General features: G+C 46.8%; 14 protein-coding genes. 9 read left to right on the forward strand and 5 right to left on the reverse strand.

The annotated features are described in order from the left end of the window. Positions 1–115: 115 nt before the first annotated feature. From F6X55_RS14855 to F6X55_RS14865, 3 genes are all read right to left on the reverse strand, one after another. A complete protein-coding gene (locus F6X55_RS14855) occupies positions 116–457 on the reverse strand; it encodes a DUF1428 family protein (protein WP_161993096.1) in 342 nt (113 codons plus the stop codon). Between the two features lie 96 nt (positions 458–553). Then, entirely contained in the window at positions 554–1,561 is a 1,008-nt protein-coding gene (mreBH, locus tag F6X55_RS14860; RefSeq protein WP_026770762.1) for a rod-share determining protein MreBH, read from the reverse strand. 251 nt (positions 1,562–1,812) lie between these two features. Beyond that, on the reverse strand, positions 1,813–1,944 hold the full coding sequence (locus tag F6X55_RS14865) for a YflJ family protein (protein ID WP_081704439.1): 132 nt from the start codon (positions 1,942–1,944) through the stop codon (positions 1,813–1,815). Between the two features lie 283 nt (positions 1,945–2,227). Here F6X55_RS14865 and F6X55_RS14870 point away from each other — a divergent pair, with 283 nt between their 5' ends. From F6X55_RS14870 to F6X55_RS14880, 3 genes are all read left to right on the forward strand, one after another. After that, positions 2,228–2,602, forward strand: a complete 375-nt coding sequence (locus F6X55_RS14870; protein WP_161993097.1) for a DnaJ family domain-containing protein — start codon at positions 2,228–2,230, stop codon at positions 2,600–2,602. A 275-nt stretch (positions 2,603–2,877) separates the two neighbouring features. Continuing rightward, positions 2,878–3,546 carry an SOS response-associated peptidase gene (locus F6X55_RS14875; RefSeq protein ID WP_026770761.1) on the forward strand — a complete coding sequence of 223 codons (669 nt, stop codon included), beginning with the start codon at positions 2,878–2,880 and terminating at the stop codon, positions 3,544–3,546. A 366-nt stretch (positions 3,547–3,912) separates the two neighbouring features. Next, positions 3,913–6,081, forward strand: coding sequence for an EAL domain-containing protein (locus F6X55_RS14880; RefSeq protein WP_153464496.1), 2,169 nt, complete (start codon positions 3,913–3,915; stop codon positions 6,079–6,081). A 56-nt stretch (positions 6,082–6,137) separates the two neighbouring features. On the opposite strand, the gene F6X55_RS14885 is transcribed toward F6X55_RS14880, so the two are convergent. Next, positions 6,138–7,517, reverse strand: a complete 1,380-nt coding sequence (locus F6X55_RS14885; RefSeq protein WP_026569324.1) for an alanine/glycine:cation symporter family protein — start codon at positions 7,515–7,517, stop codon at positions 6,138–6,140. Positions 7,518–7,793: 276 nt separating this feature from the next. Here F6X55_RS14885 and F6X55_RS14890 point away from each other — a divergent pair, with 276 nt between their 5' ends. From F6X55_RS14890 to rbsK, 6 genes are all read left to right on the forward strand, one after another. Next, positions 7,794–8,288, forward strand: a complete 495-nt coding sequence (locus F6X55_RS14890) for a low molecular weight protein-tyrosine-phosphatase (protein ID WP_026569325.1) — start codon at positions 7,794–7,796, stop codon at positions 8,286–8,288. After that, the gene (locus F6X55_RS14895; protein ID WP_026569326.1) at positions 8,281–8,577 is read left to right on the forward strand and encodes a hypothetical protein; all 297 of its coding nucleotides are present in this window, start codon (positions 8,281–8,283) and stop codon (positions 8,575–8,577) included. The genes F6X55_RS14890 and F6X55_RS14895 overlap by 8 nt, the downstream gene beginning before the upstream one ends. Before the next feature lie 26 nt (positions 8,578–8,603). Further along, positions 8,604–9,431, forward strand: a complete 828-nt coding sequence (locus F6X55_RS14900) for a YihY/virulence factor BrkB family protein (protein WP_026569327.1) — start codon at positions 8,604–8,606, stop codon at positions 9,429–9,431. Between the two features lie 260 nt (positions 9,432–9,691). After that, entirely contained in the window at positions 9,692–10,567 is an 876-nt protein-coding gene (locus F6X55_RS14905; protein WP_026569328.1) for a transporter substrate-binding domain-containing protein, read from the forward strand. A 6-nt stretch (positions 10,568–10,573) separates the two neighbouring features. Further along, complete coding sequence (locus F6X55_RS14910; RefSeq protein ID WP_035426523.1) at positions 10,574–11,263, forward strand: amino acid ABC transporter permease; 690 nt, start codon at positions 10,574–10,576, stop codon at positions 11,261–11,263. A gap of 31 nt (positions 11,264–11,294) precedes the next feature. Continuing rightward, positions 11,295–12,203: a ribokinase gene (gene rbsK / locus F6X55_RS14915; RefSeq protein WP_153464498.1), complete on the forward strand. Its 909-nt coding sequence runs from the start codon at positions 11,295–11,297 to the stop codon at positions 12,201–12,203. A 125-nt stretch (positions 12,204–12,328) separates the two neighbouring features. Here rbsK and F6X55_RS14920 read toward each other — a convergent pair whose 3' ends face one another. After that, positions 12,329–13,507, reverse strand: a complete 1,179-nt coding sequence (locus F6X55_RS14920; protein ID WP_153464499.1) for an MFS transporter — start codon at positions 13,505–13,507, stop codon at positions 12,329–12,331. Between the last annotated feature and the right edge of the window lie 55 nt (positions 13,508–13,562).

Below are 13,562 nucleotides of genomic sequence, written 5' to 3' on the forward strand. Positions count from 1 at the left end.
TCCAACGTATGTAGTTGTTTAACCGGACGGTTGTCAGGAGGCTCTCTCCAATAGTACACCTATACCCACGATTACAGGCGGTTAATCTTATGATTATCGGAAGGCGACGGCTTTATTAGTCAGATGAAAAGGAAGCTGTCACGATTTGCGACATATCGATCAGCTCGGCTAATTCACGGGTGAGCGAATGGATTTGTCCGTCTTCCTTTAGTTTACAGGAAACCTCTTCATAGTGAGACTGATTGCGAAAAACGATTTGTCCGAACAAAAGGTCTTCATCTTCTCCAACTTGTAAGTAGGTGGATAAGCCTGCTGCCGCATCGGTGCTTGCAAGGATATATATTTCATGTTCTATAGCGCCGTGGGACATATTTATCATTCCAACCTGCTTATTAAGGGCAATAAATTGGTTTGTACGATGCTTCTTTACACGGTAAAAAGAGACAACAGTGAACAAAGCAATCCACTCCTTTTCCTTCACTATATGAATGGGTGATATCAAGTGTGAAAAAGAGCAGATTGAGTGTCACTCAAAGTGGGTGTGAAGGCAGCGTCATTTTGCTGCCTTTTGTAATTTATTGATCATTTTCAGTGCTCGGCCAGTGCCGATCGCCACTGATTCAAGCGGGTTCGGAGCAATATGGACAGGTACCGAGATTTCATTAGCCAGCCATTTTTGCATGCCTTTCAGCAGTGCACCGCCGCCTGTCAGCGTGACACCATGGTCGACGATGTCCCCGCTCAACTCAGGAGGGCAGTTTTCCAACGTTGTCCGGATGGTTTCCAGAATTGCCTCCAAGGATTCCCTGATGGCGTCTTGCACTTCCGTAGAAGTGATGGTAATGGTACGCGGCAGACCGGTAACCATGTCGCGGCCGCGGATATCCATGGATAATTCGTCATGATCGATCAAGGCAAAACCGATTTCCATTTTGACGTTTTCGGCTGTTCTTTCTCCAATCAAGATGTTGTAATGCTTGCGGATATACTGGATGATTTCATCGTCCATTTTGTCTCCGCCGGTGCGTACAGAACGGCATGAAACGACACCTCCGAACGAGATGATGCCGACTTCACTAGTACCTCCGCCGATATCGACGATGACATTGGCGACAGGCTCGTCCACAGGAAGGTCAGAGCCTATGGCAGCCGCCACCGGTTCCTCGATAAGATGCACTTCCTTGGCGCCATAGCTTTTTACCGCATTGTGAATCGCCCTTCTTTCTACAGAAGTACTTCCAGACGGTGTACAAACGACCACTGTCGGCTTGCGCATCGACAGCCCGGCGACTTTGCTGACTTTTTTCAGGATTTCCTTCAGCATCTGGGCTGTGACGTCATAGTCGGCGATAACGCCGTCTTTCAACGGGCGGATCGGTACAATGTTTTGCGGTGTTTTTCCGACCATTTCTTTAGCCTCGCTGCCTACGGCTACTACATTTTTTGAGTCCATATCAATAGCGACCACAGAGGGCTCGTTTAAAACAATTCCTTTAGATTTCGTGTACACTAATATATTTGCAGTTCCTAAATCAATTCCGATCTCAGCATTAGAAAACATATATAATTTCCTCCATTGATGACAATTTTCAATTATAGCTTTTCTCCCCGGCCGATTTGTTTATGGGGGTGAAAAGTCATGGGATTTATTGGTTTCTCATAATTTCTTCTCAGTCGATTATCATTCTGCTTCGTTGGTTTTTGAGGGTTGTCTAAAATGACAGGTCATAAAGGATGCTTTTTAGCAAAGCGGGCATTTTATAAAAAAAGGCAGGAAGTTGAATTCCCGCCTTTTGCGCATTTTCAAAAAGCCTACTGTTGCTTTTCTTCTAATAGGTTTGCAAGTACTGGCTTTTTATATCGCTCGAGTTTGCGTCCTTCCAAGCGGCGGACACCCAAGTTCTTCAATTCTTTTACGTACCAACCTTTGCTTCCTACGTGCATCCCTATCATCCTTTCCCGTTTTTTCTAAGCGTGAAACGTCTGCAACCATTGTTTTTGACGCTTCCTATAAGCTGTGTGAGCACCAGCTTAATTTTTTCACGGGACATTGTAACATCTAAAAAAACAACGAAAAAGTAAAAAGGTTAAATTAATGTTCAACTAGGTGCTATTATATAAAATAAAGAACGTGTTTGTTACTTGTAAATTTTGCTACATGCCTTCAGGCAGTGCCACTGTTATAATTGGTATATAGTGGAACGTCAAAAAAGGAGGAGGGATGGCAATGGATTTTGCGAGTCGTATGGCGGAGGAAAAAATCCAACAAGCAATCCATGATGGAGAATTGGATGACCTTCCCGGGAAGGGCAAAAAGCAAGAACTGGAAGATTTGTCGGCAATCCCGGAAGATATGCGCACGAGCTACCTTATGATGAAAAATTCCGGTTACCTTCCTGACGAAGTCCGCCTGCAGAAAGAATTGGTATCGCTGCAGGAAATGATGGATCTGGCCAAGGATCCAGAGCAAAAAGAAGGCTATCGCAAACAGCTTTCCGAAAAAGAAATACAGCTTCGCATGCTGATGGAAAAGAAAAACATGAACAAAAACAGCGGATTCAGAAAATACTCCGGAAAAATCAACAAACGCTTCGGAATATAACAAGCGGGGACAACAAGCGGGGTCAGTCCCCAAACACGCTCTGGCCGGGTTTTGCCGGGCATTTCAAGAAGGAAGGGGTCAGTCCCCCGGGGTGACGAACAGCCGATAAAACACTGTCATACCAGGATTTAACACCGAAAAGGAGCCTTTCTTCGCAGTATTTTGGGGTCAGTCCCCGCCGTTGGCTGAAGAGTGGGATATTGGCGGTTTGGGGACTGTCCCTAAGCAGGCTGTCCCTAAGTGGAAACTGTCTTTAAACAGAAAGGAGAATCGGGATGTGTGGTCGTTTTACATTGCAGGCCAGCGAAGTGGAAATTTTAAAGGAATATGATTTGGATCAGCCGCTGGAAGGTCATCAAAGTCGCTTTAACATTGCACCCGGCCAAGGGGTTTTGGCCATCATCCATAATGGGGAAAACCGCAGTGCAGGTTTTTTGCGTTGGGGGTTGGTCCCCTCATGGGCCAGAGACCCGAAAATCGGTTATAAAATGATCAACGCACGGAGCGAATCTGCACATGAGAAACCGAGTTTTAAAAATTTATTGGCACGCAAGCGGTGTTTAATTGTTGCAGACAGCTTTTATGAATGGAAACATGCCGACGGTCAAAAGCAGCCGAAACGTATTTCATCCTCGAAGCGTCCTTTGTTTGCCTTCGCCGGTCTGTGGGACAAATGGGAGCGAGAAGGCGGAGAACCGTTATTCACGTGTACCATTTTGACAAGAAAAGCAGACAGTTTTATGAAAGACATCCATGATCGTATGCCGGTCATCCTCCCTAAAGAAGCAGAAAAAGACTGGATAGCTCCGGTAAAGCGTAATCCTGAAGAGGTGACCAGTTTCATTGAGGAACTACCGTCAGAGCCATTGCAGGCATATGACGTCAGTACATTCGTGAATTCGCCCAAAAATGAAGGTGAAACTTGCATTAAGCCATTGGCCTGAAGGCTGATGGCTTTCATCATGAAAAAGGGAGAGTCTATCAGGTTCTGCTCAACAAACGGGGCGTTCAAAGCCCATCCGCTCCCTCTCTCTTTACTTCGCTACCGCATTACTTTGTTGGGGGTCAGTCCCCGGCCGTCCGTCGTACCCGTCCGTCCCAGTCCCCGTCCGTCCGTCGTTCCCGCAGCAGTCCCCGCCTCCGTCCGCAAGCGTGCTGCTGATCATGCTGCAGCTGGTTTTCGACGGGTTTCTATTGATTTCGGGTTTGTTCGTGTTTTCTCTTTTTTCGTGATATACAATCGCTTTCTTTTCCTTTATACTTAAGGGGTAATATGCCATACATCGACATTAAATCTAAAGGTGACTAAAATGACACTACTAAAATTAGATCCCAGCTTTAATCAGCGCAAACTCGAGGATTTATTCAATAGGTTGGATGCTGCGGAAGACCGCGAAGAATCCATGCGGTTGATGGTCGAATTGAAAAACTTTGCCCGGGGCCATTTCGAGCAGCTTCATCAATTTAAACATGCGATGGAGCAGTCGGATACTACGGTTACCATCACGAATAACCTGGGTGAAATCACTTATGTCGATGACAACTTTCGCAAGATGACCGGATTTGCTGCCGAAGAGGTTCTCGGCAAAACGCACCGGGTCATTAATTCCGGGTACCACCCTGATTCTTTTTTCCGCGAGCTATGGCTGACAATCCTGGAAGGGAAAGTATGGCGTGGCGAGGTGAAAAACCGTCACAAAAACGGCGGTATTATTTGGATGCAGACAACCATCATCCCCTTGTTGGATCGCGAGGGAAGTCCAGGTTCATTCATCACTTTCCGTAAAGACATATCAAGAGAAAAAGAGATGGAGCATCGGTTGATCAAAACGATGGAGGATGAGTTTGAACGAACATTCGACGCATTGATCAATATGATTTATAAAGTACAGAGGCGGGAGGAAGACGGCAGGTTCTTTCATACCATGATCAAGGGCAGACTTGCCAAAACGCTTGGTTTACCGACTGAACTGGGAGAAGGCATATTTCTGGAGGATTTTCTCCAGATTGAGCAGGCTGAACGATTCAAAGAAAAATACCAAGCCGCCTTTCTTGGCGAAGAAATAAATTTTAAAATGGAATTCAACGAATTGTATTTGTACTTCACGCTGGCACCCATTCGGGAAAACGGACAGGTAGTCGAAGTGGTAGGTTCTGCTGTCGACATTACTTCCCTGGAAGAAGCAGAGCAGCAAGTACGCCATTTAGCCTATCACGACCAGCTGACTGGTCTGCCGAACCGCAGTAAATTGGCAGAGGATCTAGATGCGTGGATTGCCCAGGACAATGGACCATTTGTTGTTTTTTACTGTGATTTGGACAGGCTCAAATACATAAATGATGCGATGGGACAGTTTGCCGGAGATCAGGTGATTTCCACGATTGCCAAAAGGATCGAGGATGTGACCTGGGGACAGGGCAACCTATATCGCTATGGCGGCGATGAGTTTATTTTTGTTCTGCAGGATGATTGCACCGATGAAGCGATGGAACAGATAGGCAATGTCATCCTTAAACAGATTAACAAACCGCTGATCATAGCAGGTAAAGAATTTTTCATCACGTGTTCCATCGGTATCAGCAGGTTCGGCACCCATGGAAAAACTTCCGAACAGCTGATCAATCATGCAGGTATAGCCATGCATTACTGCAAGGTGAATGGCCGCAATGGAAAATTGGTCTATTCCAAAGAAATGAATAAAACATACAACGATCTTATTTTGCTGGAAGGGGAATTGCGTCGTGCGCTTACCAAAGAAGAACTGACGCTGTATTATCAACCGAAAATCGACGTCGAAAGCGGTGAAATCATCGGTATGGAGGCGTTGACAAGATGGTTCCATCCGGAACGCGGTTTTATATCGCCGCAGCACTTCATCGCCCTCGCGGAAGAAACAGGGTTGATCATCCAGCTGGGAGAATGGGTCATCAAAGAAGCCTGTCGTCAACAAAAGCAGTGGAAGGAAGCGGGCTTTAAGATGCAGCGAGTGGCAATCAATGTGTCAGCGCTTGAAATCCAGCGTAAAGATTTCACGGCGAAAGTCCGCAATATTCTCGAGGAAACCGGCGTGCCGCCACAGTGTCTTGAACTGGAAATAACCGAAAACAGTGTCATGCAAAATACCGAAGAATGTATAGAAACCATGAATGAATTGCGTGAAATGGGAATTACACTATCAATCGATGACTTCGGCACCGGCTATTCATCCTTTGGTTATTTGCGGAAATTCCCGATCAATCACTTGAAAATCGATCAATCGTTTATCCGTGATGCTTTCCATGAACCGAGCAACGCGGAGATCGTCAAAGCGATGATCCAGCTTGCCCATACCTTCGGAGTCAAAGTTGTCGCTGAAGGAGTGGAGGAACGTGCAGCCCTCGAATTCCTGAAACACCAGAAATGTGATTATTATCAGGGCTATTACTTTAGCAGGCCGGTTCCAGCTGAGGAATTTGAAAGCATGCTGGTCACAGAATAAGCTTGGATTGTCCTCTTTATCCATATTAAAAATCCCGCCAAAAAGGCGGGATTTTCTTATGCTCCATACGTATTTTGCTGATCCTGCTGATTTTTTTCTTCCCTGGCGACTTTGAGAAAACGCTTGGTTTCGGCTGCTACCACTCCGGAAAGACCGAGCAGTCCTATCAGGTTCGGGAATGCCATAAGCCCGTTCATGATGTCGGCAATTCCCCATACCACATCGAGAGCGGCGATAGAGCCGACGAATACAGCGAGAACAAATATCATCCTGTAAACAGGGATCGCTTTGTCGTTGATCAAGTAGCCAATACACTTTTCCCCATAGTAAGACCAGCCGACAAGCGTTGAAAACGCAAAAAAGATAATACCGATTGCCACAATATAAGTACCAGTATTTCCGAGAAAGACGCCAAATGATTCAGAGGTTAAATCGGCTCCGTCCAATCCGCCTGTGTACTGTCCGGCCATGACAATCGTCAATCCGGTGATGGAACAGACGAGGATGGTGTCGATGAATACTTGGGTCATGGAAACGAGGGCCTGTCTGCCGGGATAGTCTGTCCGCGCTGCGGCAGCAGCTATCGGAGCCGAACCCAGGCCTGCTTCATTGGAAAACACACCGCGTGCCACCCCGTAGCGGATGACGGTTCCAAGAATACCGCCGCCCAAGGCACTTCCTGTAAAGGCATCTGAAAAAATGGTGCCTAAAGCAGAAGGAACGAGGTCGATGTTCAAGATGATGATGATCAATCCACCAAGGACATAAAAAGCGGCCATGATCGGGACAAAGAAAGAGGTGACTTTTCCGATACTTTTAATTCCGCCGATGATTACGAGGAAGACGAGTACAGTCAAAATCACGCCGGTAATCCAGGTCGGAACGCTGAACGAGGTTTCCAGAACGTCAGCTACCGAGTTTGCCTGGACCATGTTGCCGATTCCGAAAGCTGCAATCGCTCCGAAAAGCGCGAATAAGACACCGAGCCACTTTGCTTTCAATCCTTTTTCTAAATAGTACATAGGACCGCCGGACATTTGACCATTACTGTCGGTGACGCGGTACTTCACAGCCAGGATTGCTTCTGCATACTTCGTGGCCATACCGAATACCGCTGTAATCCACATCCAGAACACGGCTCCCGGACCGCCCATCACCACGGCAGTCGCCACACCGGCTATGTTACCTGTTCCGATGGTGGCTGCCATAGCAGTCGTCAGTGCCTGATAATGGCTGATGTCCCCTTTTGACTTTTTGTCCTGCTTAGCCGGGCTGAACGCCAATTTCAAGGCATACGGCAAAGAACGTATTTGCAAAAAGCCAAGCCGGAGCGTTAAGTAAATTCCTGTTCCGACCAGTAAAATCAAAAGTGGCGGTCCCCAGACGTAACCGCTGATCGTGTTGATCATGTCCAATAACTTACTTTCTTCCCCCATATTTTTCCCCCTTTGTAGTACGTACTATTAAAATTTTCCGAAAATTTAGGTAAAATGTCAAGGACAAAAATTACCAGCTTGCTGGATGGGCGCGCAGTCATAATAAATCTTCCAAGAGAAGGAAAACTAATCGGATAAGTAGAAGAAATAACAAAAGCTCTTCCATCAGAAGTGAAAACGGACTGTGTTTAGAGTGTTTTCCGTGAAAAACGGAATAAGAAACGTTACATTTATAATAGGACAACCAGATTTTTTGAAAGCGGGTGAGGACAACAAGTGATCAACGTTTTGTTTGTATGCCTGGGCAATATATGCCGATCGCCTATGGCCGAGGCGATTTTTCGTGACTTGGTCCAGAAAGAAGGACTGGAAAAAGAAATTGCCGCAGATTCTGCTGGAATAGGCAACTGGCACACCGGCAAACCTCCACACGAAGGGACCAGGGCGATTCTGGACGAACGTGCCATTTCTTATCAGGGCATCACTGCCAGGCAGGTAAGGCCCGCAGATTGGGACGACTATCAGTATATTGTGGCGATGGATGAAAACAACATGAACGACCTTGGCTTTATCAGAGAGAAAACAGAAGGAACCAAGGTAGCCAGACTGATGGATTACGTCGAGGATGCCGAAGAAGTCAATATACCGGATCCGTATTTCACGGGGAATTTCGATTATGTGTATGAATTGATTTACCAGGGCTGTAACAAGCTCTTGGATCAAATCAAACTGGACCATCATTTAAAGACAAGGAGTGGATTGGATGAGTGATTCAAAATTAGTAAAAGGGATGATTATCGGTGCAGCTGTCGGAGGGTTGATTTCTTTGTGTGACCGTTCGACGAGAACGCAATTTGTCGGAAACTTGAAAAAAACCGGCAGTAGTGCAAGTTATTATTTGCGGAACCCGTCTGTCGCTGTTCACAATGTCCGTGAATGTTATGAGAATGTAACTGGTACACTGTCAAGCGGGGCGGAAAGTGCGCTGGAGATAATGAACCAGGTGCAAAGCACTTTGGAAAATGTCAGCCAGCTTGATGATGACAATCAGTACAAATAACCGGCTTTGAAAAAGGAGAAAAGGCAGTGCGTGAGTTGATTCAGTTTGTCATTCAGCTTATCAAAAGGATATTGGACGACGATGTAGCGGGCATGGCAGCACAGCTTGCCTTCTTTTTTCTATTGTCCTTGTTTCCGTTTTTGCTGTTTTTGATTACGTTGATTGGCTACCTCCCATTGACGCAGCTTGATATCATGCGTTTTGTTTCGCTGTATGCACCGGAAGAAACGTTCAACCTGATAAACGAAAACCTTAGCGGCATCGCGGAAAGTCGAAATGGCCGTTTGCTATCGATTACGATTCTGGCCACATTGTGGACGGCATCCAATGGTATCAACGCTATCATCCGTTCTTTGAACGCTGCTTATAATGTGGAAGAAAATCGTTCGTTTATCGTTTCCAGGTTGATTGCAGTAGTGCTGACAGTGGCGATGGTATCGGTGATTGCGGTGGCGTTTCTGCTCCCGATTTTCGGGAAAGCAATCGGTGTGTATTTGTTTTCTTTCTTCGGCCTGTCAGCTGATTTTTTGCAGCTGTGGAATGCATTGCGCTGGGTGATTTCCTTTGTTGTGTTTTTCATTGTGCTGCTCGCCTTATACAAGATGGCGCCGAATCGGAAAGTGTTTTTCAAGGATGCAGCAGTGGGAGCGGCATTTGCGACTCTGGGCTGGCAGTTGGTTTCCCTTGCCTTTTCTTATTACGTAGACAACATGGGCAGTTATTCCGCTGTCTATGGAAGTCTGGGAACGGTCATCGTGATGATGATTTGGTTTTATCTTTCCGGTATGATCATCATTGCAGGTGGAGAAATAAATGCATTATATGAAAAATTCCGGTCGGAAAAACGTCCTTAATACGAGAACGATGGTGGCCGGGATAAAAACATGTCCAACAAGCGAAAACCGGGCGAATTCTAAATGTTAACTGAATTCGCCCGGTTTTTATGATTAGAAAAATGATAATCGTTCCACCCCGGCACGGGAAGCTTCAAACAGTTAAAATATAACAGCGATAATTTTAAATGAATACAGTCTATAAAAATATTGATTTAACAGGATTATGCTGTTATCTTTTTGTATATAGATATATATAACAAAAAGAAAGGCGGGATGAAATGAAAAAGTTATTAGTATGGTTTGCCGTTGTCACCCTTACGGTTTTATTGGCAGCCTGCGGGGAGGAAGCAGAGAACTCGCAAGATGCAGCTGAAGAATCAGGATCGAGCAAATGGAAGGAAATCCAGGAAGCAGGGGAGATTGTCGCAGGCACTTCCGGCACCCTTGTTGCTGCTTCTTATTACGAAGGCGAGGAAGAAAATGCCGACCAGCTTACTGGCTATGACGTGGAAGTGATGCGGGAGGTTGCCGACCGGCTTGGTCTTGATGTGTCTTTTGAAATCATGGGTATCGACAGCATGCTGCCGGCAGTGAACAGCGGCCGTATAGATGTAGCTGTCAACGATATCGAAGCGACAGATAACCGCAAGGAGAAATTCAATTTCAGCGAACCCTATAAGTATTCCTATTCAACAATGGTCGTAAGAAAAGAGGACAATTCGGGGATCGAGTCGCTGGAGGATCTGGAAGGCAAGAAAGCTGGCGGAGGTGCTACGACCATCTACAGTCAAATCGCCGAACATTACGGTGCAGAAGTGGTCACCTATGGAAATGCTCCCAATGAAGCCTATTTACGGGATGTGGACAATGGGCGTACCGATGTGATCGTCAATGACTACTTTCTATCCAAATTCGGAGTCGCCGCTTTTCCGGAGTTTGACATCCACCTGCATCCAGAACTGAAGTTCCATCCGACTGAACAGGCGGTGGTAATGCCGAAGAATGCGGATGTACTGACCGGGAAAATCAATGAAGCACTTGCTGAAATGCGGGAAGATGGTACATTGACCGAGCTGGCGGAAAAATTTTATAAAGAAGATGCTTCACAAAAACCGGAGGGTGAAATCCAGGAACTCGAAGGACTGGACCTGTAACCAATCATGGTTGATTTGAATGGATTTTCTTTTGGCGGCTTGTTCGATGTGGAATTAGCGTTAGAGAATCTGCCTTTCGTTTTGGGCGGTGTACCGATGACTATAGCGGTGTCGTTTGCCGGAATGGCTTTCGGTCTTGTGCTGGGTTTGTTGCTTGCCCTGGCCCGTAGTTCTGAAAAAAAGCTGTTGCGCTGGCCGGCGAGGGTGTATATCTCGTTTATGAGAGGGACGCCGATTTTAGTGTTTTTATTTATTTTATATTTTGGTTTACCGGTAGCGGGGGTTGAACTCACCGCCTACGCCGCTGCTGTTCTTGGATTTGGATTGAATAGCGCCGCCTATATTGCGGAAGTGAACCGCTCTGCATTGAATAGTGTACCCCGGGGGCAATGGGAGTCTGCCCATGCATTGGGATTCAGCTACTGGCAGACGCTCCGGCGGATCATTCTTCCGCAGACATTCCGGATAGCGATCCCGCCACTGACAAATATTTTTCTGGATCTTGTCAAAGCAACCTCGCTCGCCGCGGTCATCACGGTGCCGGAACTGTTTCAGAAAGCGCAGATCGCGGGCGGCAGGACCTTCGACACGATGACCATGTATGTGCTGGCTGCACTCATTTACTGGCCGTTATGCTCTATCATCTCTTTTCTGCAGGAGAAATTGGAAAAACGGTACAGCCGTTTTGTAAAATAAATAGAGAAGCAGAGAAGGGAGACAAATTCGTATGGGAAAAATCACGGTGATTGGCAGTCTCAATATGGACATTATCGTTTCTGTCGACCGGATGCCGCAAAAAGGAGAAACAATCCACGGTAATAAGGTGCAATACTTGCCAGGCGGAAAAGGTGCCAACCAGGCAGTGGCTGTCCGAAGATTGGGAGGAGACGTCCAGCTGTTCGGAAAAATCGGGAAAGACCCATTCGGAGACGAGATATGCGAAAGTCTCTCGCAGCAAGGGTTGCCTACGGAAACCATTTTCCCGATGGAAACAGCGACTGGTATCGCCAATATCACACTTTTACCTGACGATAACAGCATTGTAGTGATACCGGGAGCCAATCAGAATTGGGATCCAGAGAACATAGCCGGACTTTCGGAGGCCATCGGTACGGCAGATGTATTGATGATGCAGCTGGAGATTCCGGTCGCAGCTGTCCACCAAGCCTTGAAGCTGGCAAAACAACAAGGGGTACAGACGATTTTGAATCCTGCCCCGGCCAAACAGCTACCAGTGGAAATGCTGCGATTGGCGGATTTTATCACTCCTAATCAGACGGAGTTGGAAACACTGACAGGCAGGCGAATTACCACGGATGAAGAACTGGAAACGATGATTCAAAAGTGGGAAGCAGATTTCGGCGGTCGCTTGATCGTCACCCTGGGTAACAGGGGTGCGGCTTACATGGAAAAAGGGAATTTAAAGGTCATCCCGGCACCACAAATTGATCATATCCGTGATACAACGGGAGCAGGAGACTGTTTCAACGGAGCACTTGCTTATGGAATAGCAGAAGGCTGGGAGCTTTCCTGCTCTATCTCTTTCGCGGTGGCGGCAGCTTCTTTGTCGGTTGCGAAATTCGGAGCCCAGGCAGGCATGCCATCGTTTCAAGACGTCTTAGAATGGTGGGGCTGAGTGAGGGTCGTGAGGAAAAATATAACCTGATACGAAAAACGATCGAATGAAAATGTAAAAACCGAACGAGTTCGAATGCTTCTATTCGAATCATCGTTCGGTTTTTGCTGCTTATAAATCCTTTTTTACTCGGTTGCCCGAATAGGCTGCTTTGACTGTTGCAGGAGCAATGCCCCAAGAATGACGACCAGCATGGCAACAATGACGTAGAAAAACGAAACGGCAGGAAACAAGTCGATAAACACTCCGCCAAGATAAGGGCCGGAAATGCTGCCGATGCTGAAGGCGATTCCGCACATGATATTGCCGGCAGGAAGCAGGGATTTCGGCAAAATATCGGTCATGTAGGAAACACCTAATGAAAAGATCGAACCCAGGAACATGCCCGCCAAGGCGAAGGTGATGAACAGCCAGGCTGCAGAACCTTCAAACAAAGCGGCCAGCAAAAAAGAAGCACTTCCGAAGCAGAGGACGAGACTCAACAGTTTTTTACGGCCGATTTTGTCGCTTAGTATTCCGAGCGGGATTTGCGTGATCAAGCTACTGGCTGCAAAACAGGGAATAATCAGCGACAGTACATCGACATCGTGGCCGATCCGCAAACCGTACACGGGGAAAATCCCGTTCAGTGTAGCTTCAAGGAATCCGTAGCCGAATGGCGGAAGCAACGCCACCCAGGCAAGCTTCCAGGTTTTGATGAACCTTCCAAGGGAAGAACGAGGCGCAGCATGAATGCGGTCCTCTCCCTCTTGCTGCGGCCATTCGTTTCGAATGAAAAACAGCGAGGTCCAAACCAAAAAACACAACACTGCAGAAATGATGAACGGCAGGTTTTCGTTGACGGACAACAAACGTGTCATCGTCGGCCCGATGGAAAACCCGAGACTGAAAAACAGTCCGTAATAGGCGATATTTCTTCCCCTTTTTTCTGGTGCTGATGTATAGGTGATCCATGTTTGCGTTCCGAAATTGAGCATATGGTCACCAATCCCGACAGTAACCCGCAGAATGAACCAAAACCATAACGCATGCCACACCGGGAAAAATGCCAAGGAAATAAAGACGAGCAGTCCGCCGATCAATATCATCGGTTTGAATCCCAATTTTTGCATCGGTTTCTCCATGAATGGGGAAGCTAACAGTACTCCTATGTATAATCCTGTCGCATGGAGTCCGTTTACCGAAGAAGGCACTCCATCCTGTTCCAAAAGGAGGGCGAGGAGCGGGAGCAGCATCCCTTGTGAAAACCCGGAAATCGTTACAAGACCGATCAACAGTTTAAATCGTGTCCGATCGGAAACCATCGCTCATTCCTCCCATCTGTTTTGAACTTATGAACCATGCCTGAAGGTTCCAGAC

The sequence above is a fragment of the Sediminibacillus terrae genome, assembly GCF_009602435.1.
GTDB lineage: Bacteria > Bacillota > Bacilli > Bacillales > Amphibacillaceae > Sediminibacillus > Sediminibacillus terrae.

Coding starts and splice junctions, on each gene's coding strand:
- mreBH (WP_026770762.1), bottom strand. CDS start 1,561: ATGTTTTCTAATGCTGAGATCGGAATTGATTTAGGAACTGCAAATATA.
- F6X55_RS14865 (WP_081704439.1), bottom strand. CDS start 1,944: ATGCACGTAGGAAGCAAAGGTTGGTACGTAAAAGAATTGAAGAACTTG.
- F6X55_RS14870 (WP_161993097.1), top strand. CDS start 2,228: ATGGATTTTGCGAGTCGTATGGCGGAGGAAAAAATCCAACAAGCAATC.
- F6X55_RS14875 (WP_026770761.1), top strand. CDS start 2,878: ATGTGTGGTCGTTTTACATTGCAGGCCAGCGAAGTGGAAATTTTAAAG.
- F6X55_RS14880 (WP_153464496.1), top strand. CDS start 3,913: ATGACACTACTAAAATTAGATCCCAGCTTTAATCAGCGCAAACTCGAG.
- F6X55_RS14885 (WP_026569324.1), bottom strand. CDS start 7,517: ATGGGGGAAGAAAGTAAGTTATTGGACATGATCAACACGATCAGCGGT.
- F6X55_RS14895 (WP_026569326.1), top strand. CDS start 8,281: ATGAGTGATTCAAAATTAGTAAAAGGGATGATTATCGGTGCAGCTGTC.
- F6X55_RS14905 (WP_026569328.1), top strand. CDS start 9,692: ATGAAAAAGTTATTAGTATGGTTTGCCGTTGTCACCCTTACGGTTTTA.
- F6X55_RS14910 (WP_035426523.1), top strand. CDS start 10,574: ATGGTTGATTTGAATGGATTTTCTTTTGGCGGCTTGTTCGATGTGGAA.
- rbsK (WP_153464498.1), top strand. CDS start 11,295: ATGGGAAAAATCACGGTGATTGGCAGTCTCAATATGGACATTATCGTT.
- F6X55_RS14920 (WP_153464499.1), bottom strand. CDS start 13,507: ATGGTTTCCGATCGGACACGATTTAAACTGTTGATCGGTCTTGTAACG.